Source organism: Shewanella sp. SM55, from assembly GCF_025654025.1.
GTDB lineage: Bacteria > Pseudomonadota > Gammaproteobacteria > Enterobacterales > Shewanellaceae > Shewanella > Shewanella oncorhynchi.
On record NZ_JAKKRS010000012.1, the window covers coordinates 126,763 to 151,403 of the forward strand.

Annotated in this window: 22 protein-coding genes; 7 read left to right on the forward strand and 15 right to left on the reverse strand. The window is 42.4% G+C overall.

The features are described from left to right. Positions 1-2 precede the first annotated feature (2 nt). From cysT to L5L91_RS15450, 8 genes are all read right to left on the reverse strand, one after another. Positions 3-827, reverse strand: coding sequence for a sulfate ABC transporter permease subunit CysT (gene cysT / locus L5L91_RS15415; RefSeq protein ID WP_011790693.1), 825 nt, complete (start codon positions 825-827; stop codon positions 3-5). Between the two features lie 68 nt (positions 828-895). Continuing rightward, positions 896-1,909: a sulfate ABC transporter substrate-binding protein gene (locus L5L91_RS15420; RefSeq protein ID WP_263237060.1), complete on the reverse strand. Its 1,014-nt coding sequence runs from the start codon at positions 1,907-1,909 to the stop codon at positions 896-898. A gap of 89 nt (positions 1,910-1,998) precedes the next feature. Next, a complete protein-coding gene (locus L5L91_RS15425) occupies positions 1,999-2,172 on the reverse strand; it encodes a YezD family protein (RefSeq protein ID WP_011790691.1) in 174 nt (57 codons plus the stop codon). 69 nt (positions 2,173-2,241) lie between these two features. Next, entirely contained in the window at positions 2,242-2,892 is a 651-nt protein-coding gene (locus L5L91_RS15430) for an alpha/beta hydrolase (protein WP_263237061.1), read from the reverse strand. Between the two features lie 259 nt (positions 2,893-3,151). After that, a complete protein-coding gene (locus L5L91_RS15435) occupies positions 3,152-4,654 on the reverse strand; it encodes a DUF3300 domain-containing protein (RefSeq protein ID WP_263237063.1) in 1,503 nt (500 codons plus the stop codon). A gap of 148 nt (positions 4,655-4,802) precedes the next feature. Continuing rightward, positions 4,803-6,167: an ATP-binding protein gene (locus tag L5L91_RS15440; RefSeq protein WP_105250673.1), complete on the reverse strand. Its 1,365-nt coding sequence runs from the start codon at positions 6,165-6,167 to the stop codon at positions 4,803-4,805. After that, on the reverse strand, positions 6,160-6,855 hold the full coding sequence (locus L5L91_RS15445; RefSeq protein WP_105250672.1) for a response regulator transcription factor: 696 nt from the start codon (positions 6,853-6,855) through the stop codon (positions 6,160-6,162). Before L5L91_RS15445 ends, L5L91_RS15440 begins: the two co-directional genes overlap by 8 nt. Before the next feature lie 2 nt (positions 6,856-6,857). Continuing rightward, on the reverse strand, positions 6,858-7,160 hold the full coding sequence (locus L5L91_RS15450; RefSeq protein WP_105250671.1) for a PepSY domain-containing protein: 303 nt from the start codon (positions 7,158-7,160) through the stop codon (positions 6,858-6,860). A 367-nt stretch (positions 7,161-7,527) separates the two neighbouring features. Between L5L91_RS15450 and L5L91_RS15455 the strand changes: the two genes are divergently transcribed. Further along, positions 7,528-8,475, forward strand: a complete 948-nt coding sequence (locus L5L91_RS15455) for a choice-of-anchor H family protein (protein ID WP_263237064.1) — start codon at positions 7,528-7,530, stop codon at positions 8,473-8,475. 80 nt (positions 8,476-8,555) lie between these two features. Further along, positions 8,556-9,029 (forward strand): peroxiredoxin, encoded by a 474-nt coding sequence (locus L5L91_RS15460; protein ID WP_263179110.1) that lies wholly within the window; start codon positions 8,556-8,558, stop codon positions 9,027-9,029. Between the two features lie 71 nt (positions 9,030-9,100). On the opposite strand, the gene L5L91_RS15465 is transcribed toward L5L91_RS15460, so the two are convergent. From L5L91_RS15465 to L5L91_RS15475, 3 genes are all read right to left on the reverse strand, one after another. Continuing rightward, positions 9,101-9,490 carry a YgiW/YdeI family stress tolerance OB fold protein gene (locus L5L91_RS15465; protein ID WP_113940229.1) on the reverse strand — a complete coding sequence of 130 codons (390 nt, stop codon included), beginning with the start codon at positions 9,488-9,490 and terminating at the stop codon, positions 9,101-9,103. Between the two features lie 154 nt (positions 9,491-9,644). Further along, positions 9,645-10,910, reverse strand: coding sequence for a sensor histidine kinase (locus L5L91_RS15470; RefSeq protein ID WP_263182170.1), 1,266 nt, complete (start codon positions 10,908-10,910; stop codon positions 9,645-9,647). Further along, positions 10,882-11,550: a response regulator transcription factor gene (locus tag L5L91_RS15475; RefSeq protein ID WP_131525518.1), complete on the reverse strand. Its 669-nt coding sequence runs from the start codon at positions 11,548-11,550 to the stop codon at positions 10,882-10,884. The genes L5L91_RS15470 and L5L91_RS15475 overlap by 29 nt, the downstream gene beginning before the upstream one ends. Positions 11,551-11,636: 86 nt before the next feature. On the opposite strand from L5L91_RS15475, the gene L5L91_RS15480 reads away from it, so the two are divergent. Then, positions 11,637-12,929 (forward strand): DUF5666 domain-containing protein, encoded by a 1,293-nt coding sequence (locus L5L91_RS15480; protein ID WP_263141446.1) that lies wholly within the window; start codon positions 11,637-11,639, stop codon positions 12,927-12,929. 37 nt (positions 12,930-12,966) lie between these two features. Here L5L91_RS15480 and L5L91_RS15485 read toward each other — a convergent pair whose 3' ends face one another. The 4 genes from L5L91_RS15485 to L5L91_RS15500 all read right to left on the reverse strand — a co-directional run bounded on the left by L5L91_RS15485 (position 12,967) and on the right by L5L91_RS15500 (position 18,704). Continuing rightward, entirely contained in the window at positions 12,967-14,937 is a 1,971-nt protein-coding gene (locus L5L91_RS15485; protein WP_263237066.1) for a methyl-accepting chemotaxis protein, read from the reverse strand. Between the two features lie 128 nt (positions 14,938-15,065). Beyond that, a complete protein-coding gene (gene envZ, locus L5L91_RS15490) occupies positions 15,066-16,382 on the reverse strand; it encodes a two-component system sensor histidine kinase EnvZ (RefSeq protein ID WP_113940234.1) in 1,317 nt (438 codons plus the stop codon). A gap of 42 nt (positions 16,383-16,424) precedes the next feature. Beyond that, the gene (ompR, locus tag L5L91_RS15495) at positions 16,425-17,150 is read right to left on the reverse strand and encodes a two-component system response regulator OmpR (protein ID WP_006079507.1); all 726 of its coding nucleotides are present in this window, start codon (positions 17,148-17,150) and stop codon (positions 16,425-16,427) included. Between the two features lie 471 nt (positions 17,151-17,621). Continuing rightward, complete coding sequence (locus L5L91_RS15500) at positions 17,622-18,704, reverse strand: hypothetical protein (RefSeq protein WP_263237067.1); 1,083 nt, start codon at positions 18,702-18,704, stop codon at positions 17,622-17,624. Positions 18,705-19,005: 301 nt separating this feature from the next. Here L5L91_RS15500 and L5L91_RS15505 point away from each other — a divergent pair, with 301 nt between their 5' ends. The 4 genes from L5L91_RS15505 (at position 19,006) to L5L91_RS15520 (ending at position 24,401) form a co-directional block, all read left to right on the forward strand. Further along, on the forward strand, positions 19,006-20,448 hold the full coding sequence (locus L5L91_RS15505) for a WH2 domain-containing protein (protein ID WP_263237069.1): 1,443 nt from the start codon (positions 19,006-19,008) through the stop codon (positions 20,446-20,448). Positions 20,449-20,977: 529 nt separating this feature from the next. After that, positions 20,978-21,529, forward strand: coding sequence for a transcriptional regulator (locus tag L5L91_RS15510; RefSeq protein ID WP_173497857.1), 552 nt, complete (start codon positions 20,978-20,980; stop codon positions 21,527-21,529). Positions 21,530-21,924: 395 nt separating this feature from the next. Further along, positions 21,925-23,301 carry a hypothetical protein gene (locus L5L91_RS15515; protein WP_168826327.1) on the forward strand — a complete coding sequence of 459 codons (1,377 nt, stop codon included), beginning with the start codon at positions 21,925-21,927 and terminating at the stop codon, positions 23,299-23,301. Between the two features lie 233 nt (positions 23,302-23,534). Continuing rightward, on the forward strand, positions 23,535-24,401 hold the full coding sequence (locus tag L5L91_RS15520; RefSeq protein ID WP_168826328.1) for a hypothetical protein: 867 nt from the start codon (positions 23,535-23,537) through the stop codon (positions 24,399-24,401). The last annotated feature ends 240 nt before the right edge of the window (positions 24,402-24,641 follow it).

Here is a 24,641-nt window from a genome sequence, read left to right on the forward strand (position 1 = left end):
ACTTAACCTCTTTTACTCGCCCACCACTGTAGGCTATTAATTAATAACAATAAGAGGAAAGCTGCTGCGAGCATGACCACTCCGATAGCCGCAGCGCCGTTATAGTCATATTGCTCAGCTTTGGACACTATCAGTAGCGGAGTAATTTCGGTGCGATAGGGCAAATTGCCCGAGATAAAAATGACGGAACCATATTCGCCTACTGCACGTGCAAAGGCTAAGGCGTAACCCGTTAATAATGCAGGTAATACCGCAGGTAGGATCACTCTTCTTATGGTGGTTAATCGATTAGCACCGAGGGATGCTGAGGCTTCTTCAAGTTCCTTTGAAAAGTCTGCTAAAACCGGTTGTACTGTTCGTACGACAAAGGGCAATCCAATGTAAGTTAAGGCGATCACAACACCAATTTGACTGTAGGCGACTTTAATGCCCCATAAATGTAAATATTGACCTACCCACCCGGTAGTCGAATAAAGCGTTACGAGCGCGATACCTGCGACAGCCGTCGGTAAGGCAAAAGGCAGATCGACTAAAGCATCGACGACTTTTTTACCAAAAAATTGATAACGTACTAACACCCAAGCGACGAGAGTCCCAAAAATGGCATTAATGCTGGCGCCAATAAAAGACGCCGTAAATGACAGCTTGTATGAGGCTACAACCTGAGGATGACTAATGGCGACCCAAAAGTCAGCCCAACTCATTTGCAGCGTAAACAGAACTAATCCGGCTACAGGAATAAGAAATAGCAAACTTAAATATAAAACTGAGAAGCCTAAGGTAATACCAAATCCAGGTAGCACAGATTTTATGACAACCTTGCTCATATCATTATTCCGTCGCGAGATAAGTGAAACTCATGGGCGGTTTCGTATGAGTGAAACCGCGTAAAAGATTACTTGCTAATCTTGGTTAAAATAGAATCGAATTGACCACCATCATTAAAATGCGTTTTTTGTGCTTTGTTCCAGCCACCAAAAACCTCATCAATGGTAAAGAGCGTCAGTTGTGGAAACTTGTCTTTGTATTGCAACTCAATGTCTGGGTTTGTCGGGCGATAAAAGTGTTTTGCGGCTAAGTGTTGTGCTTCATCAGTATAGAGATGTGCTAGGTAAGCTTCTGCTAACTTACGTGTCCCTTTGCGCTCGACATTTTTATCTACTACTGTCACTGGTGGCTCAGCAAGAATGCTGACACTTGGAACAATGATTTCAAATTCACCTTTTCCTAACTGCTCAACAGATAATATGGCTTCATTTTCCCAAGCGATGAACACATCGCCAATTTTTCGCTGTACAAAGGTATTGGTTGCGCCACGGGCGCCTGAGTCCAGCACAGGTACGTTTTTATAAATCTGAGTGACAAACTCTAACGCTTTTTCTTCTGAGCCGTATTGCTTCAGTGCATAACCCCAAGCAGCGAGATAGTTCCAGCGCGCCCCGCCTGAAGTCTTAGGATTTGGGGTAATGACTTCTACACCTTCACGAACTAAGTCATTCCAGTCATGGATATTTTTGGGATTTCCCTTGCGAACCAATAGCACTATGGTCGAGGTATAGGGCGAGCTATTGTGTGGCAGGCGACTTTGCCAATTTTCAGGAATTAAATCCGCTTTTTGCCTTAATGCATCAACGTCATAGGCCAGTGCCAGAGTGACAACATCCGCTTCTAATCCATCAATAACTGAGCGAGCTTGCGAGCCTGAACCACCGTGAGATTGACGTATGGTTGGGGCTTTATGGCCTTGTTTTTGCCAGTATTGGCTGAAGATTTGGTTATATTCCCGATAGAATTCACGGGTTGGATCATAGGAAACATTCAATAGCGTATCTTCAGCGAGTGCGAGAAAACTAGTAGAGGCCAAAACTAAGGTGAGTGTTGCTTTTTGTAGGTGAGATAAAATATTCATACCGAAATCCTCATATTATTTAATAAGGCTTCCGGTTGACCGGTCAGCGATGTGGTCTAACTGTGTTGATTGGGTGGTAAATTTCGTTTTTATTTCGACGGCGTAACTTGGTCTAAACGAATTTTTTCTTTCTTTTCTAATTGCACTAATTTCCCATGGTGAAAGGTTAATTCCACTGTCCCAAACTCAATTCTACCCAGTAGTTTTTCTAAACTATTGACGAGCAAGGGGATCACGGTTTGTAGATCTTCTTTGGTTGCCATATAAGTCCTCATGTAAGTGGTTTTTGACAACGTAATTGGAATTATAATCAAATATTGATAACTAAAAAGTTACATTTTGCGATTTGATATTCTTTTATGTAATAAGTGTGTCTTTTGTGTGTTTGAGTTTACGAGATCGTTAGACTGGCTCTGAGTTGCACTTTCTATTTGATAGATAAGATTACCAATAAGCACATCAATGAGGGGCCACTGTCCATGTCCGGAATCGACATTAATGTGGCCACTTAACCCTAAGTTGATTGTTGGGAATCCAAATTTCTTTGCCAGTTTTGCAGCTTGATTAAAGGGCATCCAAGGATCGTTTTCACTGGCAATGACAAGCCCTGCGACACCTAAGGGATGTTTTGGCAACAAGTGTTTGATCGTTTGAGTGCCATCGTGTTCAGGCAGAATGTGTCCATTCTCAGAAAATCGTGCTGGTGATGCTGGCGCGACTAAAATAGCTGCTGCTACCCGCTGTGGATGATGAGCGATGGCAAGGCTTGTCGCTAAACAGCCAAAACTGTGGGCGAGGATGAGGATTTCACCTTCGATTTGATCGATTGCGCGGCAAATGGCATTGGCCCAGATATGAATCTTAGGCTCCAATAGTGGTAAGTCATTGACCCATATAGCTGATTCATATTTTTGTGCAATCCAACTTTGCCAATGTAAAGGGCCGCTACCACCAAACCCTGGCACAATTAATAAGGTTGCCATATTTCATCCTCCAAGATGTGAGTTGATAAGAGAGCCAAATGACGACCGGATGAAGCCAGTTTGACTCGCACTCTGACTATATCTGCAAATTTGGTTATTAAAATTGTTATTTATAGTTCATTTTGGAATATGAGATGTATTTAGGATCTTAACTCTGGAGGAAGTTGCCTTTGTGAGGTGATGTTACAGATAAATAATCCATAAAAATGCCCAGTAAGAGGGTGAGTCTTCTGGGCACTCGTTTTCAGTTTATATCTTGTTATTCCCTATGACGGCGTTCTTGGCTTTGAGTTGATCGACCTTGGTTATGTTCTACCGAGCGAGCGGTTTGCGCATTTTGGCGTGGCTCACTTTGTCTCACTCTCACTTCTTCGTGTTGTCTAGGCGCAGCTTGTCTTGGTTGTTCAATCCGTTGTGGCTCTGTACGTCTTGTTTCAGGTCGTGGCGTTTCAACTCTTGGGGTCATAGTTCTTGGTTTTTCTTGCCTTTGTGACTGTGCCCTTTGTTGATCGATATTACGCGGTTGCGGCTCACGAGTTTGATATTGCCTTTGCTGAGGCTCCTTTGATGGCATTGGCTTTGACTGCACGGGTCTTGATTGCATGTCATTACGCTCCTTGTGGGTTGGTGTTTGTACCATAGGGGCGGAGCGACGTTCCTTTAACTCGGCTTGCGTTTTCTGATAACTCGGCGTGCGGTTATCACGTTCACGGCTGACGCTGTGATAGTCCTTATTGTCACGACTCTTATGACCCTGATTACTCATATTGCCCTGATTGCTATGGGTATCTTGGCGTTCTTTTGACTTCGAATATTGGCTATTGAAGTGCTGTTTACTGCCGCTTGAGTGTGAATCTCTGCCGCGATATTTATCATCATGGTAATAGCGTTGTTTCACCACTGGATTGTGATAACTCACACCGCGTCTATGTTCGGGTTTATGTTTCCAAGGTTGTGCGCCATGGCTAACACTGTATCTTTCCCGTGGGCGATATCGGTGTGAATGGCGATAGTCGATCACCACCACTTTATGGTTGTGCCAGTGGAACGAACTGAAGAAGTAGTTAAAGGAAATATGGATGCCCGGCGACCAGTAGAAATGGTTATGACTCGGACGATAGGGGTAGCCAGCATAGCCGCCAAATTTCCAATATACAGGTGGATAAGCCACACCCCAACGCCATGTGCCGTAAACCACGCGTGGATCGTAATAGGGGACGTAGACGATTTCTCGCTTAGCGGGTTCTATGATGATCTGATTGTTGGCGCGGGTAATTGCCATGTTATCCATGTCCGCTAAGCTATTCGCTTTATCAGCCTGTTGTCTTAGGGACTGAATGCTGTTCATCACTTGGCCTTCATCTTCTAAGAAGGCTTCACCGAGTCTTTGAGTCCATTCGAGATCTTCACTCATTTTTTGCAGCAGAGTCGGGAAGGCCAGCAAGGCTTTGACGCTCGGGTCCCAGTCCTGATCTTCGGCTTGCGACATAATTTGGTCGATCGATGATTTGGGGCGCTGGGTTAACCAACGCTGTGCCTGCACTATTTCGAGTGGATAAGTTGAAGCGATAAGTATGTGGGTCAGTAAGCTATCGGGATACAGGGCAATAGGCGCCAGCATTTGTTCGAGTTCGGCTTGGCTTGCCGCTGTGCTCGATCCTTGGCTCGCAGATATGCCCGCAGCCTGTGCTGTGGTAGTGAAAGGCAAGGCCACTAATGCCGCCGTTAACACTAGCCAATTCCATCGATGTAGTCTGTTCATGGTTTGCTCCAATAATCCTGTTCGAGGATGTTATGGGCATATTAGGCGTGTGAATATGAACATAAGCTGAAAGTGTTTTGCGGTTAAATATTTATTTATAGCCAAGTTTTAAGAGAAGAAATAAATCTATCACATTGAAAATAAAGACTTAAACTGAGTGTGCAAAGCTGATGCTAAATTTGGCACCACCTAAGGTTTCTGAACGAGAGACAGAAATTCTGCCGTTATAGCTGTCGACTAAATCGCGCACGATAGCAAGTCCAATACCATTACCTTGAAGGTAGGAGTCTGCGCGAATACCACGTTCAAAGATTTGATTTTGCAGGGCTTCACTGATCCCTGGGCCATCATCTTCGATACAGATTAGCAGTTGATAGGCATCGCCTGTGACCGTTAATGTCACCGTAGACTTCGCGGCTTTACAGGCGTTGTCGAGTAAATTACCTAGAATTTCAGTCAGATCTGCTTCATCCCCCTTGAATACTGCGTGTTCTACCATCTCGCCGCTGAGATTGATTTGTGGCTCTCGATAAATTTTAGCTAAGGTGCGTAATAACTTAGCGGCGACTTCATCGACACGAATACCTAAATGCCACGAGGCCGCCGCTGCGGTTTGGGCGCGTTTTAGCTGGTGGCCAATGATCCTGCTGATCACTGATACTTGCTCACTGGAGGATTCGCTTAAGTCGGCCTGACTCTTGATCACCGCCAGTGGTGTTTTGAGGCTATGGGCTAGGTCGGCCAAGGCATTACGATAGCGTTTTCGTTGGGTTTGTTCGGTATTGAGCAAAATATTAAGCTGCCGAGCAACCGCTTGTAATTCAGTGGGGTACTGGCTACTTAGCTGCATCGACTTACCTTGCTCGACGGAATGTAACTCTTGGGTAAAGCGTGCTAAAGGTCGCAACGTCCACAGTAACCAACTCAATTGAAACACTAACATGACTAACATTAAGATCAGCAGCCAAGTCCAAAGCTGTTGATTAAACTGATCAATTTGCTGCTGAAATTCTCGCTCGTCTTTAATGATGTGGATTGTCACAGGCACGTTTTGATTTTGGCTGGCAAAACTGACACTAAAGCTATAAATCAAATGGAGTTGATCGGCGAGCTCGATTTGCTCAAATGCGCTTTGACCTGTGGCTGGGATGGTAAAATGTGGCGGTGGCGTAATCCCCATAAAAGATTGCGAATGCCACACTATATCTTGTTTGCCGCTGGCGTCTTCAGTGGTTGCAATGGCATACAGCCCTGATTGAATGAGGTTAAAACGATTCTCTAACACTAACTCTGGGATGGAGATTTGTTTGTTTTCGACTTCAGTCACCGCGAGAATCGAATAGACATAGGCACTGAGTTCATTCTTGGTTGCGCTTTTAACTTGTTCGGTAAAGGCATCGTTTAAGGCAACGCCGATCAAAGGCAATAACACTAAGATAAATAATAGCGCGCTGGCAACTAAGCGTGCTTTTAGGGAGTTCAGCACTTGCCACGCCATGGCGCGTTTACTCATCGGCTGCTTGCCCAGACGTTAACGCTTTTAGGCGATAACCTTGGCCGCGCAGAGTTTCAATTAAGTTGTATTGATTATCTGGGTCGAGTTTTTTGCGTAACCGGCGGATAAAGACTTCGATGACGTTAGAATCTAAATCAAAATCCTGATCGTAAATATGCTCTGTGAGTACAGTTTTTGATTTGACTTCGCCTTGATGCAACATAAAAAATTCGAATAACTTGTATTCAGAACCACTGAGATTAACCAGTTCTTCGCCTTTACGTACTTCTAGGCTGCTGGTGTTAAGGCTAAAGGGGCCGTTGTAGATCAGGGGGCTGGCCTTGCCGGCGGAGCGACGGATCAGGGCTTTTAGTCGTGCGATGAGTTCTTGGGGATGGAAAGGCTTCGTCAGATAGTCGTCGGCACCGGCATCGAGTCCTTCAACCTTATCTTGCCAACTGTCCCTTGCGGTTAAAATCAGGATAGGAAAGTCGCGTTTTTGTTCACGCACGCTACGGATCAAGGCGATACCATCGAGTTTAGGTAAACCGACATCGATAATTGCTGCATCATAGTTGTATTCGAGCGCTTGAAATAAGCCTTCTTCACCATCACTCGCCACATCGATACTGTAATGGGCATCGAGGAGATGTTGCTTTAAGTTAGTCTGTAGTTCTATATCATCTTCAACTAGTAACAATCGCATCGTTAGTTCCTCGAGACTCGGCCCGTTGCGGCATCTACTGAAACAGAAAATACTTGGCCATCATTATTGAGGATTTTAATACGATATCCCGATCCGCTGGATTGTACGCTCAATACTTTGCCTTGAAATTGTCGTTGCGCCATTGCCACCGCTTGATCAGGGCTATTGACCGCTAGACGGCGCTGCTCATTCTTCGCACCTTGGTTACGAGGCTGATTGCGATCATCATGTCTATCATTACCTGCTATGCAACCAAAGGAGGCTGATAAGCAAGTGATTAGGGCCAAGGTCAAACCAAGTTTCATATCGGGTACCCGCAATGTTCAGCGATCTTAAGTTAATGAGTGAGATGGATAACTTATCGAGTCGACTAAGAATACCTCATCACCTTAACAAACACATAGAGATCAGCCAATTGGTTGGCACAATTCCTTCAAAATTAACTCTGGCAGTTATTTTGTTATTCGTGACAGAACTGAAGTTCTGTTGGCGAGTCTATCTCTATGCTCGCGTTTGTATCGTTTAAGTTTTGTGAGTGTTACCCATTCCAGATGAACTCGGGCTGAACGTATCTTCTGGCTGAGAACAGTGGGCGTTGATGTTCAGCTTATGTTCACCTTCATTGCACTTTAATAGCTCCAATTTGAACGGGTTATCCATAGGATATTCAAGATGAACATACTCAATAAGCAAGATATGGCAGCCACAGTTAATATTAAGCTGTTTATGGCAACGGCTATTGCTGCGCTGTTTTTAGCGTCATCTGTCGCTAGCGCTCAGCCCCGCGAACTGGAGTCATCGCAAAGCTTAACGCCATTTACTGCAGCCAGCGTTGGTATTGCCAAAAAAGCAGAAAATAGCGAGCAAGCTGCTGAGCAGGAACAACAAGCTTTAGCTTTGTTACAACAAGCCGCGCCCGCAAAAAATGTCACTGAAGTCGCCGCTGCGGCCGTGAAATCCTTGGCGCCAGCAGCCTTATCATCCAAAGCGCCGACGACAAACCGAGTGCAACTTATGGGCGCCTCGCCTATGACGCGTGAGCAAGTAACTGCGAAACATGCGAGCCAAGGGATTCCGAGTTCGAGCGCGACCAGTGAAGATCCCTACCGCGCACCTGTGTATCACAGCTTTTCGATTTTTGATGCCAGCAGTCGTTTGTTTGAAGACTTTGACTACGATGGTTTTTATCAAACGTTTAGCGTGATCTTCGACGTTGATGTCAATGGTTCATATCTTAATGAAAGAGCTGATTTATTTGCCGAGCTTTATCTCAGTCGTGATGGTGGCCCTTGGGTGCATTACTACACCACAGACGTATTTACCATTTACGGCGATTCGACACAGGACGATTACGAAGTGTTGACCACGCTCTACACGGGTTATGCGACGGATCACTATGATGTGTTGATTGATGTGTATGAAGTGGGTTACAGCGATATTGTTGCGACCATTAGCGCCGATGAGACCGATAGTTTGTATGCGCTGCCATTGGAGAGTAGCGATCGAGACAGAGAGCCCGACATTATCGTTGTTGAGGAAAGTGGCGGCGCCTTCTCAGTATTAGGTTTGTTATGTCTTAGTTTGTGTGCGGGGCTGCGGTTGAATCGAACTCGAGTCTAATCGCCCTTATTTCTCTCGGTGTTTATCTGCGGTAAATAGGGCTAGTATGGATGAGTTATTTTAACTAAATGGAGAAAGACATGATTGCTCAAGGTCAAACATTACCTGCTGCCACATTAGGTCAACTGACTAAAGATGGCATGGTGAATCACCAAGTTACCGAATTGTTCGCGGGTAAAAAAGTCGTATTGTTTGCAGTGCCAGGTGCTTTTACTCCAACGTGTTCTGAAGCGCATTTACCTGGCTATGTGGTATTAGCCGATCAATTTAAAGCGAAAGGCGTGGATTTGATTGCCTGTGTTGCTGTGAACGATGCCTTTGTGATGAAAGCGTGGGGCGAAGCACAAAATGCCTCTGAATTAATGATGTTAGCCGATGGCGATGCCAGCTTTACTAAAGCCTTAGGTTTAGATATGGATACTGCCGGTTTTGGTGGTGTGCGTTCACAACGTTATGCCATGATCATCGATAATGGTGTAGTGACTCTACTGAATGTAGAAGAGCCAAAGGCTTTTGAAGCCAGTAAAGCTGAAGTTGTTTTGGCTGCTATCTAAGCGTATTTAAGACATGAAGTTTGGATGTGACCAAAGCCAGCCATTCATTGGCTGGCTTTAACTAAATCAATTTATTGTACGATTTGAATGTTGTCTGCATCTATGGTCACTTCAGACCAATCTTTATCCACTTCACCACGAATAATGACCTGAGTCTCAGGTGTTACTGTGTTGCCGCGCCATAAATCATCATCAATTTCGACCTTAATATCACCCGTAGCGTCACGGAAAATATAATCATCGTGTCCAATGGAAGAAATGATATGGCCCGTTAACTCAATTTGGGCGTCATCACTGGCATTGAGCGCGCTCACCACATCATGAATCACTTGTCTTGCGCTCGGCCCTTGGAAGCCACCCTGTATTTGAGGTTCACCCGTTGTAGGTTGAAAGCCTGCTTGGCTGGCCATAGTCGTGAATGAAAGTGCCATTGCGAAAACGGTAAGAGTCATTTTATTCATCTGTTTGTCCTTTCTATGGTTTTATGTAACTCAGCCTCAATGGCTATTACAGTGTTGCGAGCATAGTGCCAAGACAAGCGTGAAGCGGTTGTGAAGATTGGGTTTGCAACTCAGAATTTGCTAAAACGAGGTCATTTATCCAAGCTAACTTCAGTTAATGGGCATTATCTATAAACTGAACATAAGCCTGATAGCTAGCACCATCGTTTTGGGTTGAAAATGCCCAGCCCATTCGCTCGCAAATACGTTCAATAATAATTAATCCGCAGCCATAGCCTGATGTATCAGTACTTTGAGTGCTTAGTGGATTCAGTATCCATAATTGGTTGCTTTGCATCGTAATTTCAATGTTTCCGGCACTGTAATTGAAAGCATTTTTAATTAAATTACCTATCACTATGTCAATAAAGCTCAGTGGCGCCTTGATGCTCAAGCAATCTTTAAGCGTTAAGCTGTAGGTGATTTCTTGCTTGGCAAAGTGCTGCGCCAATTCAGCTAAAATGTGTTCAAGGCGTGGTGCTAAATCAATTTGGCTGTAGTGCTGGGATTCAATGTCTTCTTTTCCGAGAAGTAAAAAGGCCTCGGTGAGCGTTTTCATTTGATGCCCTGCGTAATCAATACGTGTAATGGCTTTTTTGACCATTAATTGTTGAGCCTCGGTTGTCGCATTGGGGATTTTTTTGAGCAATTCGACCGAACCTTGGATCACCATAATGGGCGTGCGTAGTTCATGGGAGGCAAAACGGCTAAATTCTTGTTCCCGAGTGAAGTAGGCGGCAATTTTAGCTTTGTTGCTTAATAGGGTTTGCTCAATCTGGCGGGTTTCACGGTATGAAGTACTCGGTGTTGATGTCGGTCTTTTGGGGGATAGTTGATTGATTTTATTTTCAATCTCAGCGAGTGGACTGGATAGCAGACGTACAAAATACAATCCATACGCCATGATAAACAGGAGCAAACCGATCCCCATAATAGAGATCAAAATGTGCATTCTATCTTCATAGCTATCAAGGAAATCGTCCGCGTCATCCTTATAAACCACATACAACAGCCCTTGCCCAGAAGGATGAGCGGATATCAAAAAGTGTTTATCTTCGTCACCCAGTTGATGTTCGTAAAATCCGGTATTTTGATAAGGTTGCAGCCAAGCTGGTACAAACTCTTTGCTCCAATATGTTTTCAATTCATTGATATCGGGGAGCTGTGCTTTATCACCAAACCTTTGATAATTCTTTAGATATTCGCGAGTCTCTGTGGCCAGCGTTTGCTCGAGGCTAATCTTCTCAATTTGTTCTTCGGCGATATAAATGAGGCTCCAAAAAATGGCAAACATCAAGCTAGTTAATACTAAAAAAGTGAGGCGTATTTTTTTATATAAACTCGGAAAATGCTCAGGGGATAAGTCGGTAACCTTGGCCATGGATAGTCTCTAATTTTGAGTCTGAAAAACCTTTATCGAGTGCACTGCGTAAGCTGTATATGTGGCTGCGAAGTGAATCACTCGAAGGTGCATCATCTCCCCATACTGTATCTACCAATTGCTCTTTACTCACGATAGCGGGCGCATGTTTTAGTAACAGTGAAAGAATGGTGCGCTGAATTTTACTGAGCTTAATTTCTTTACCAGCACGGGTAACTTGATGGGTTTGCAAATTTAAACTGATATCACTGAAGCGCAAAATACCCACATCTAAACGTGGGCCACGATTATGCAGTGAATGCAGTCGTAAGCATAATTCTTCCATCGCGAAAGGTTTATTTAAAAAATCATCCCCACCTGATGTAAAAGAATCAATTTTATCCTGCAGGCTATCTTTGGCGGTTAAAAATATAATCGGTGTATTACAATAAATTTCTTCACGCAATTTTTTGACCGTATTAATACCGTCTAATTTGGGCATCATAATATCCATTATGATGACATCGTAATGGTTTTGTTGAATTAAATTGATTGCACTTTCCCCGTGATATGCACAGTCGGCAATAATACCCTCTAGGGTTAAATAATCCATGATTGTTTCAATAACATCATGATTATCATCAACAATTAATACTTTCATCGGTTAATTCATTTCTTCACATTTGCTTGACGATCTTCATACTAAGATGCCCAGCACTGATTTAACAAGACATAATAGGGAAGAAAATGAATAAACTCTTAGTCTGTATTACGGCCATTTTGCTGGCAGGTTGCGGTGGTAATGATTCATCAACAGATACCTCTAAACCTGATCCTATCGTTCCACAACCTACGTTACCTGCAAAAATTAACGGTACAGTAACAAATATTGCTTCTGACAATAATTCGATTACGGTCAACGGATATAACGTCAATATCGCTAATGCTAAGATTCACTATGGTCAACAGCCGTTAGAGGTTAATGCCATTCAAATGGGGATGAGGGTCAAAATTGATAATGAAGGCCAACAGGCTAAAAATGTCATATTAGATCCAAGCCTCGTGGGTGAAATCAGTTCCGTTAATCAAAATACTATTGCCGTTAATGGGATTAATTTAGTCGTTAAACCAGCGGACGCGACCCAGTATAAAGTAGGCGATTGGGTGGCGGTAAATGGTTATCCAACGGTAATGGGAGAATGGCAGGTTAATTCTATAAACCTTATTCCCAATTTTGCGTTTGCTGAAATCGAGGGACGTGTCTCTGGATTAAACAAGGCTGCGCAACAATTCAATATCGGTTCGGCAGTGATTAATTATGCCAACGCACGTTTAGAAGGCAGCTTACAGGAAGGCGCATGGGTTGAAGTGGAAGGCCAGCAAAGTGGTGCTTCATTTTTGGCCTCTGAAGTCGAGGTGGAAGATACGGCGTCTTTTAACGATATGGAGCTAGAAGGGACTATTACTTGGGTCAACCAAGATAAGACGCAGTTTGAGCTTAATGCCCGTACTCGACTCTATGTCACTACAAATACTCAATTTGAAGATGGCAAGCAAGCTAACTTGGTTGAAGGCAAGTTAGTCGATGTAGATATTCAATCTATGCCGCAGGGTTTATGGGCCAGAGAAGTTGAATTTGAAACATCACATGATAATGGTGGAATACCTCCAACCTTAGGTAAAAAGTTCGAGCTAGAAGGTCTGGCGACACTGACTACCAATAATCAGCTACAAATTAATGGATTTACATTTGATATTGATGCCAGAACTCAATTCGATGACGGTTTAACCTTAGCGACACTTGACCAAAAATGGATTCAAATAGAAGGTGTTGAACTCGCAGACAACCAGTGGTTAGTGAAAGAAGTTGATCTTGAAGTGCGAAGCAATGAGCTTGATTTGTCGGGTTTAGTGATGCAAAAGACCTTGTGGGGCTATCAAGCGACTGATGCTTCATTAACGCCATTTGAAGGCAAATGGGTTGATGTCGAATGTCAGTTCGATGGCTCTAATATCCACAATTGTCGAATCGACGATTAAACACAAATAGAGAAATTAAGTGAGTAAACGTGCGGTTTTAGGCCGCACGGTTTATTTGGCTTTGCCCAATCCCCAAGCTGGTTTCAATATCTTCTACACTCTGCTGTACTTCTTGGGCGATGACCTCACTTTGCTGTGAACTGGTTTGCGCTTGTTCTTTTAAACTATCCATAGTGCGAACAAATTCATCGAGATAATCGACTTGCTCTTTGGCATTTAGCGAGCCTTGTTTGGCGGTATTAGCCATTTCACTTGCTTGGTTTTGCACTGTTTGCGCCACTTGCCACAGGCTCTGAGCACGCAGTTTTTGGCTGCTTGTCGCCTGTGCTATGCCATCGACACTCTCACTGAGAGCATGATTTGATTGGGTCAGTTGTTGCAGAATTTTCACGATCTCATTCAAAGACACTTGGGTGCGTTGGCTTAAATTACGCACTTCATCGGCCACCACGGCAAAGCCGCGACCTTGCTCGCCAGCCCGCGCAGCTTCGATGGCAGCATTAAGGGCGAGTAAGTTAGTTTGCTCGGCAATATTGCCAATCACATCAATGATTTTCGATACATCCGTCACTGAGTTATTCAGGCTTTCAAGGGACGAATGGCACAGACCGACCGCGGTTTGTGTTTGCTCGGTCGCGCTCAATACCGCCTCGGCTTGTGCTTGACTCGACTGCATTTGGCGCATGGTTTCGGCGGCGCTGTCTTCCACAAGTGCCGAAGTGTGGCTCACCTCATTGGCGAGGCTGCGGATATGCTCGGTCTGTGTTTGCGTATCGGCCACAATCGTTTGGGTATGCTCTGTGTGTTGTGATAGCTGAGTAATACGCGCCACCAGTTGGCTTAATGATTGAGAAACCTTAGTGATTTGCTGGCGCTGTGCCTCGTCTTCCTGTTCAAACCTGTGCAGCAACTGGTTGAAATGACCTGCGATTTGGCCCGTTTCGCAGCGACGATTAATGTCTAAATGCTCGCGGCTGTTCGATTCACTTAATTTCATAAAAGCTTGGTTGAGACGTTTTAGCGGTTTGACGACGCGATTTTGCTGCAGGATTAAATAACCAATCGCAAACAAGGCCATGATGGAAACCATAGTGTAGAGGATTAGCTGTAACTCATATTTCAGCTGCTGGTTCTTTGCTGCCTGAGCCTCACCTAAGCCAATAAGCTGTTGTTCCACATTGCTAATCGCTTGAATGAGTTGATCTTGCATCTCTTGGTTTGTTTGCAGTAATTGGTGGGTATTGGCGACTTCTTTGTTATATCGATTGGCGAGACTGAGCAGTTCACTGCGGTCACTCTCGCCGATTTCAATTTGTTCCGGTTCGCTGGCGCCGAGTGCAAATTCATCGGCTTCTTGCTGTTCATATACGCCAATTAACGGCAGTGCGCTGAGGGTGTCGTGCCACGTATTTAGCTCTTTGCTGGTGCTGTCTAAAATGCCCTTGAGCTGCTGATTTTTACCGATCAGATAACCATCGGTCAACTGGGAAAGTTGGTAGACGATAGAAGGTAAATCGCGGCTCAATTGCAGATATTGTTCGGCGACCGCCGCATTTGTGGCTAAGCCTTTATCGGCATAACTGCCCAGACGACGGTTGTAGTCGAGCATTTCAGATTCGGCGTGGGCGAGCAGTTGCCTAGGATTGCCAGCGAGTTTACCCGCGGCGCGGTACTTGGTATCTAAATCTTGAATGAAGTTGCTTAGGCTGGCTTGCAAGTCATTGTCGGTCGCGCCCATGGCTGCGAGGTTAAGCTGCGTGAGCTGGTTTTTAATGGCGCTGAGTTTGGTTTTCGCTTGTTCAAGTTGGCTAGCGTTGCCACTGGCTAAATAGCCATCGAGATCGCGGCGTACACCGACGAGAAAATCCTGCTGAATAGCTTGTAATGTCAGTGTTTGCTGCTCAATTTGTTGCCGCTGATCACTGCTCCACAGCACTACGGCTGCTAGCAATCCCGCGAGCAATAACAATAGGGCAGAAGCAGAAAGCGACAGCGTTGAAATTTTCATTTTGCAATCTTCATAATGGTCAGAGCCAGTAACTGTGCTGAGTTTATGAATTTAAGGTGACATTAATATGACAAGTGCTCACTTGGATGTCAGCGTTGTCATTTGATTTGCAAATATGTGATCTCGCGTTATTCCAGCGGCAGCCACACTTGGGCTTTTAAACCGCCTTCGGCGCGGTTGGAGAGGGTAATTTGCCCTTGGTGTCTGTCGATAATCCGTTTGATAATGGCGAGGCCTAGGCCCGAACCAACACTACCACGGGCGATATCACCTTGGGTAAAAGGTTGAAATAGTTTGGTAATTTGCGACTCATCGATCCCTGGTCCATTATCTTCAACACTAAAACCGATACGCTTGCCATCGAACTGCGAGCTAATGCGGATCCAGCCAGAACCATAGCGAAAGGCATTTTCGACTAAATTACTCAGTACCCGTTTAATGGCAATCGCTTGAAATTGTGCTTCTGGGCAGTCAGTTAACACCACTTCAATTTCGCCGGAGCGATTGGCCTCTGCTTGAGCGACATCTTGAATAAGTTTATTGATTTGGCCTAGCTCACGGCTGGTTTCCTGATCTTGGCGAATATACGCAATAAACTGGCTGATGATGGCGTCCATATCTTCGATATCATTGACTATGCCATCTTTAAGATATTGATCTTCCTCAACCATCATCTCAGAGGCGAGGCGAATACGGGTGAGCGGTGTGCGCAAGTCGTGGGAGATCCCCGCCATCAATAGCGCTCTGTCCTGCTCCAGTTGCTTCATGCTGTGCGCCATCTGGTTGAAAGCATTGGTAACTTCGACAATTTCACTCGAACCTTTTAGCGGCAAGGGATCGGGAAATTCACCGCGGGAGACTGAAATCGCGGCTTTTTGTAATCGCCTAAGTGGGCGGTTTTGCTGGCGAGCAAACCACCATCCCCCAGCGACACTGAGTGCGCCAATCACCATTAAATAAAGAGTGAGTGGCGAAAGATCTGAAACATTTTGGCCGATAAGTGGCACTTTTATCCAAATCGAGGGCGCCTGTGGTGGACGGATCCAAATCTGTAATACGCTGCCATGGGTGACGCGGACTTCGGCATCGCCACCAAGATATTCCGACATCTGCGATGACCAGAAACCATAGTAAGTGGCTTGCTCAATACCCGCTTCATGCGCTTGCTGTTGATTGTAGATTTTCATGCCATCGTCGTGGACTTTGGCATTAAGGGCATCGACTATGGTTAAGTGTTCGCGGCCAATATCTATACCGTCGACAAACAGTAATTTGACTTGGCGAGCGATTAACTGATTGATTTGTTGGTAACTTGGCTTAAGTACATATACTGCGACCGTGACATAAGACACCAGCTGATTGATCAGTAATAGACAACCAATCAGCATCACGGTTTGACTAAATGCGCTGCGAGGAACAAACCGCCACCAAAACTTAGGTTTCATCGTGGGCTCAATAACCGCAGGAGATTAAGATGGCAGCGTGGCTCATCGACGCGCGGCACCATCGGGTACAAACACATAACCTAATCCCCACACAGTTTGAATGTAGCGAGGATTCGCGGGATCTTTTTCGATTAAGCGGCGCAGACGTGACACTTGCACGTCGATGGAGCGTTCTAGCGCCGAATAATCGCGGCCACGGGCGAGGTTCATCAACTTATCCCGAGACAAGGGTTCGCGTGGATGGGTGACGAGCACTTTAAGTACGGCAAACTCACCGCTAGTGAGCGCAATCGATTCGTCGCCGTGGTACATCTCACGGGTCGCTAAATCCAGCGAGAACTCACCGAAGCTAATCTGTGCTTCCTGCTGAGCGGGCGCACCGGGCACATCTTGGGTTTGGCGACGCATCACGGCTTTGATCCGCGCAAGTAATTCCCGTGGATTGAAAGGTTTTGGCAGATAATCGTCAGCGCCCAACTCTAAACCAATAATGCGGTCGACTTCATCGCCCTTGGCCGTCAGCATCACGATCGGAATGGGGTTACCTTGCTGGCGCAGCCTACGACAGATAGACAGGCCATCTTCACCGGGCAACATCAAGTCGAGCACGAGTAAATGGAAGTTTTCGCGTTCTAATAGGCGGTCCATCTGCTCGGCATTGGCCGCGCTGCGCACCTGATAACCTTGCTCCATCAGGTAACGCTCGAGTAACGCTCGCAGGCGCATATCATCATCGACGACGAGGATTTTCGAGGTTTCTTGTCCCATGGGATGTCCTTTAATTGCTCAGATTGGTGCTTATTCTACTGATGAGAAACAGTTAAGATTAACCAACTGGCTGAAATTGAAAACGAATCTGCCTAATATAGCCGCATTCAACCAAGGCGACTAGCTCACCTTAGTAACTTGAATGCGATAAATGCTGACATTGATTGCCCAATGTTAATACTAAGCAAATGAAATTGCATGGGAATACTCGCGTTTATTCACGCTATAGCTGAAATTGTAACTAAATTGGCATCAGTAAAAGAGGTGATTTAAAAGCCATTATGCACAGAGATGATTTAGTGGATAGAATAGTACACATACTTTGATGAATGTACTATTTGCACGTTCAGCTCATAAAGTCATCACAGAACTAAGAACCGTTGTTAGCTCCATAACCATAAAAAGTGGTTATGGAGCCATCTATGGAAATAGAGCTCCAATCATTGATTGTTACAAGCGGTTTGAGACAGTTTACTTCCAATTAATCATATCGATTAAGGGCGTTGAATCGCTATTGGTTCCTGGACACTGAAGTAATGCTCCTGCTGTCGCTTGGTACTCAGGCTTGATGTGCTCTTGTATCCAGCCTTGAGCTCTTATTAGATCCTTACCCTTGAGCCCGAAAATACGTTGTGGGTTTACAACTGGGGCATTTGGGAAGAAGTCACCGCTAGTGGCTTCAATCATACTCAATAAAATGGCGTAGTTATCTTGGTTTTGGCTGGCGAGAGGATCACCATTATCAATAGCATTCATTAAATGCGCTGTGGTGTACTCTGACGTGCAGACAATGCCATTCTCGCCATCGTTATAATCCGGCGCGACCAGATTTTCCACATCAATATGATACACATGGCTGCCTTTATAGGTTAGATTTTGAGGTTTAATATCGTGCAGGAATATCTCCTCGCTATGTAAGGAACATAAATCTTCTAAGAGTGATTTAAAGTGAATTAAGGGAATCTTGTCCCCTTGTTCAATTAGTTGCGCTACTTCAATGCCACCATTATGGGCAATCATGGTCGAATCGTTTACATAAATAGAAGGACAAATTGAAGGGTGCGATCTAAGTTGGTTCATTGCTAATTGGTTGTATTTATTTTTATCTATATCAAACGTGTCATTATAAATATGTAATTGCACAAATTGACTATCTTGGCGTACTAACTGTTTGTAGGTTCCTTTCCCAGCAGGTTGAAACTTAGTTGGTGTTTTTGCGACTAATTCTGCTTGTGCATTATAGAAGTAGCTACGTCCTGCCTTAGCATTTGTGAGTGATTTAATACCTACTGTATTGAGCTTTTTTTCAGCTTTTTTTTGTTGATAAGAGCGATAACTTTTTTGTATTAGCTGAGCCGCTTCGATTTTAACTCGATGGGGAGATTTTTTGACATTGTTGATCTCTGCGAATGAACTTATCGTTTTCACAGGCTTTAGCGTATCAGCTCTACGTTGGGAAAGTTTTACGATATTGAGCGTGTTAGGTATAGCTGCGAATTGATTGTAGCTTTTATAGCTGGAAAAATTAGAATAATTGCTTGTATGAATAGGCATTATCAAATCTCTGAGTGGAATATTAATACTAAAATAAATGAAAATTTTATTAATGGTTAATGGGAAATGATGAATAAAAAATGATTAATTTACTTGCACAATCCTAATTTTTAACTAACTAGTGATTACTTTTACTTGTCTAAATAAACAGAGTGATTAAGTCATTCCACTTTTACTCAGAATATTTCAGACAAAGTCTGTGTGTCCCTCTTCTACTTATTTATATAGTGATGGAGTAGATAGTTAGTTAATTGCTCACACATTTATAACATTAGTGAGCCTATGATCAGAGGAGTACCAGATGCCAATTTCCAATCACATCATCAATCCACCTTCATCAGATATCAAGAGTGAGGGCGTCAGTAACGCCGCAACTGATAAACTCGAGATTAAGCAGGTGAGTAATAGGCCTAGTATAAAAAAGCGTTTTTTATCGCTGTTTCAATCTATCCGTCTTAAATCTCGCTCGAAGAATGGCAAAGAAAAGTCAGTTGCGAATAAACCGCTTCAGTTAGCCAAACCAGCCCAAGTTGCCAAAATGGCAGTTACAGCGCCGAAGCAAAATGCGGATTCTAGACTGTCATTAATGCAAGCGATTCGTGATGGCGTTGAGTTGCGATCGGTAACGGCAGATCAGAAAGCGCGACCTGTGACGCCCAATGCCGATACTTCATTTTTACAAGAAGTATTGAAAAAAATGCAAGACGCTCGGATGGTTTTATCCAGCCAAAGTACTGCACCATCCACAGTGCAAGGAGATATTCAGCCTCCTGTCGCATTAACTATGGCAAGTGGTACATTGCCACCGCCACCTTTGCCGCCACCGGCTCCGATCCTGCCAGTAGGTGCGATGGCAAGTGACGTGGTTGCGCCATCAGGTGGAGGAAAGGACGCTTTGCTAAATGCAATTACAGGTTTCAATAAAAACAACCTTAAAAAAGCAGTTACTGGAATCAAAAATAACGATGTTCAGGCACCTGCAACAAAAAATGAGCCCATGGATGAACTCTACTCTGATGAATTACTTAAAACAGCGCCCAATATGAATCAAGCTAATAGAGAGTTGCTCTGCCAACAAATTAGTGATTATGTTGTCAATGCTATGGAGGTTAATTGGGAAGGCATTTTACTCGATCAATATGGGCTGTATGCGGATATTGATACGTTAGAGGCGGCAATGAACGGGCAGTCTAAATCGATTTCAAGTTATTGGGCCGAAGTGAAACGTTTTCCTGATCTATGGAAGCGAGCCGATGTTGTGTCTGATCAGCCTTTCCAGACGCAGCGTAAAGGTGTTGCCACTGAGGCAATGAGTCGCCTCGATTCAGGAAAAACTCGGCTTTTCCGTTCGGATAGTAGCCGTGGCGCCATTGAGATGAAAAAAGGGGAAGCCATTTTAGATGGGGCTCGTCGCACAGCCAATCAGCTGACGACAAATGAAGAAAAGTTGAATTTACTGGGTAAAAATTACCGTCAGTCAGCACTCAAAGTTCTTACAGAAATGCCTTTTATGGAAGGATTCGCGACTAAGAATGGTAAAGATGCGCAGGCAAAGTTGGAAAAGCAATTTATGGCAAACATCCATGGAGCCGACAGTCTTAAAGCAGATATATCAAGATTTCTATCGACTCATATGAAAACTGGATTTGAAGACTTTACCTTTTTAGGACAGGAGGCTTTGGTCAAAAAACAGAGCGAGTTAATAAAAGCATTACAATTAAAACTGGGTTATTCTAACAGTTAAGCTAAACATAGTAAGTCGGGTCTAAGTAGATATTTTAGACCTGGCTTATGACTTAATATATATAGATTTGTAAACATAAACATAAACATAAACATATGTGTACACATTAATAAATTAAGTTTCAACACTAAACTTTCCTAAAGGTAAATTTTTAATTTAAAATAATTAAGGTGAGTATAATAAAGTGTGTCATATTTTAAAGTATGAATATTTAGGTTTTTGTTAGTTATATTCTCTGTGGTTCCCGTAGTTCCTTATCACCTTCTAAGCATATCAGCACAATGTACTGTAATCTTAATAATTAGTATTTACATTCGGCAGCTTGATACATTTGGTTTCGTTTGTTTTTCCATTGTTTTCAAAGCTGCAAAAGGTCCGCACCTTGTTTTTTGAGTGTGTTTTTTTCGATTTTTTTCTGGTTAATTCATCTTTTTTTGGCGATTTTTTATTACTTTATTCTGAAAAAAAGACCACAATGTAACTCTGAGTTAATTTTGTGATGAACGAGTAATTCTTAGGAGGAATAGCAATGGCAAGAAACTATGCGTTAGGAAATCAGATGGTTTTTGATGTGCTTAAAAGACAGGTTAGCACTGAGGATAATGTAGTTAGCATAGGTGGACGTGAGGCTGTAATATTAAAACTACTATGTGATCATGTAAATGAAGTTGTAGGTAAGGAGTATATACAAGAAAAAGTTTGGGGTAAGGTTTTCGTGAGTGAAACATCATTGACCAAAGCCATTTCTAATTTAAGAAAATCTCTTGCGCAATTTGATAACTTAGCGTGCGAAATAAAAACCATTTCTAAAGAAGGTTATATACTGATTCTGGATGAAAGTGTTTCAGGCGTTTTAATTGAAGAGGAATATCCGATTTTTGAGATAAAGAATATTAAGCAGAGTCGTAAAGAATCCTTAAGTAATATCAATGTTTCTCCATATTCAATCGAACGAAATTTATCAATTCGTACTGACATACCAATGAGAAATATATATTTTTTATTGGTATGTTTTTTCTCTGCTCTTCTTGCATCTATGTTAACAGTAGGAGCAATAGTCGTTTTCAATAAGTTTTTTTAAAATTATATTTCACGTAAATTTAAACTTATGCGTGCCAAGATTCATATTGGTTGACTTTTGTTTTTAAAATAAGAGTTGATTCAATCTAAAAGATTTTTAGTGTAATTTTTCACGTTCAAATTCAACCTTGAAACGAAATGAAATCATACGCAAGATTGTCTTAAATATTCTACTAGTATTCTATAATTTATGGGCTTCTCTACAGAGATTTGAGCCAAGGATAAGGCTTTTTTTGCTCCTTTAAAGTCACTTTTACATCTTGGTATAAGCGCGACTGTTGGTTGTTATACATGTCGTTCGGTGATAGTTATTTTTTACGGATTTTTTCATAAGTAATCTGGTGATATTGATGTGCAGGATGATGGATAATTAAAGCTCAACCTCTAGGAGATATTATGCTTTCATTAAACAAACTAGCTGCATGCGGACAGACTGAAACATCTGAAATCATGGATAAAAAAAATATTGATTTAGATGTCAAAAAAATTTCCCACATTGAGAATAAAGATCCCATTGTTTCTTTAAGTAAATTGTTGAGTCCAAAACCTTACCAAAAAGTAAAAGTAGAACTAAAAAGCGGCAGTGAAATTTTTTCTTCTTTAATTAAAAATAAATTAATAAATGGTAAAAGTACTGCTTCTGAACGGGCTCTCGATGCAATGGCATCTAGTTTAACTAATATTCTTAATACGGCAACAGATGATGTAGATCTAAGTGGGAAGAAGGTATATGTGAAAAACTTTCTTCAATGCGATCAAAGTAAGCCTGTCAAAGTGACATCTGATCAATTTACACTAGTGCATAAAGCAGAGATCTTTTCACGGTTATCAGTATGTTTTGATGGGTTTATGAATTCTAATCAAAGTGAGTTATCTGAACGTTTGAACACAATCAGAGACAAATTATCAAAAAATGAAAAATTGAATGAAAGTGAAGAGAAACACTTATTTGAAAAATTAACTAAAGATGCATTGAAGGACACTCAAGGTAATAACCTTTATACAAACAAACTCTTGAAACCAGAAAATTTAGTGTTAGAGTTTCCTGGTGATGCTGCGGTTGTTAAAAATGAAACTGAAGCAAGAAATAATAAGATATTAGTTGAGAATTTTGGCTTTCCTAGCAGCCTTTTAGATAGACCAAGCGCTAAGCTCCATGAAACCTATGCATTAAACGCATTTATGAGTGAAAAAGGTGAGCCAGTTGATTTAGGTCAGCTTTTTGGTGGTGCCTTGCAAGGTATTATGCGGGACCCTGTCGATTCCAGTAAAAGTAAAAGTGGCTTATTTAATGAGGGGATTTTAGCTTCTGGGGGGTTACATTTTGATTTTAAGCCTAACGAAAAAGTGTATCAAAATAATATCGATACGTTAGGCCAAGATATACTTGATTTAGCTGTAAACCTCAATATGGATAATTTCAGCCGTCCTGATATGGAGGGTTTCACTGCAGGTGTATCTGGAAATGCTCTGCATTATACCATTCAGACAGCTAAACTCTGTCGTGCCACCAATGCTACATTTAATTTCGAACAAGTGCTTGATGTATGCTTAGACCACTTAGTTGGTGATAGCGTAAAGCAGCCTGTGCATCATAGTTTACCTGAAGTGATACAGGGGGCATATATAGCCAATATGCTAATAAATAAAGGTGTATTGGATAAAAATGATAAAATTATGAAGCATGATGAAATGTATAGTAGTTTAAAGAGTGCCATTTCTGATGCAGATAAAAAAATCACAGACTTGATGGCAACGACTTATCGTAGGTAATGAGTTTGTCTCTGGCATTAATTGATATCACAATGTCTCAGTGTTAATAAAAAACCACTTTTAAAAGTGGTTTTTTATTGCAGATGTTATTTAAGATGTGGTTAATGTTTTTATATTTATAAACTAAAGCCATTTGTAGTATGAGAATAATATTAATGTATATTTTGCATAGTCATTGATTGCATTCTTCGTGGAAGATGGTGTGCTTTTCATCAACAAATTTAGAGGTGTATATGTCACTTATTATAATTCCTTCCCTTCGAGAAAAGCTTGGGTTAAATATATCATCGAGTGAATTAAAAAAGTTGGATGTAAAAAGTGTTCGTAATGTGGATATTTTACGCTTAAAGCAAACTTTGATAAGGAGCCTGAATATACAAAAAAGGGAAGTAATAGCCACATTTTTAGCTAAGCTAGCTACACCACAAAAACTACTACTACCAAGACCAAGGTTGAAGCCACAACTGCAGCATGAAGTTCTGCCATTGCATCTAGCACTGTCAAGTCATGTTGACTCAATAAACATCCGTCATCCAGAAACAATATCTCAATTAAAAGAGGAGGCTAAGGCGGGAAAATATGAAAAATTTGAGGGGACAAATCGAGAAGTATTTATCGATAAAAAAACAGGGAGAGGGTATAAGATCTTTAAACAAGATAGTACGTGGGGAGCGTTAACTAATGCCGACTTAAGAGTAAATGATGTATATCGTAATCATAATTTCTATGATGGTAAGTATGCAATTTTTGCGAACAATGACCTTATTACTATGAGGGATGATAGAGTATGTGGCTCTCCACGAGTAAGAGTGTTTACTTTTCAAAAAATACCAGGTGCAAAGCATCTAGATAATCATGAAAAAATTCCATATTCAGTGCTGGTTATGATGGAACAAGCAGGTTTTAGACCTTTTGATGTAAAGCCTGATAATTTTATGAAAGTCAAAAATTCACATGGAAGATATGACTATCTGCCTATTGATGCAAAACAGATAGGATTAACGAGGAGCAATAGCGAACGCTCTAGGGAGGTTCGTGAGTTTAAGCAACAACATGGTCCTTATTATTATGGTCAACGTTATGTTGATTATAATAAATAAAACTCATTAATTTGAATAGTCATTGGGTATTGGTTAGTGTTAAACGGCTGGACAAAAATGGTCGGGAAGTGAATGGTTACTCAATATCCTCACTATAAAGCTGCGAGCAACCAATTGAAGTGAAAAAGGCTAGGTTAATATTTCTCCATTAAGAGTTGCAGATAGTGGAGGTCGCAATGACGACCTCCTTCTTTGAAAAGTGGATTTTACTGGGAAATCAGAGAAATTTTCGGAGCTATG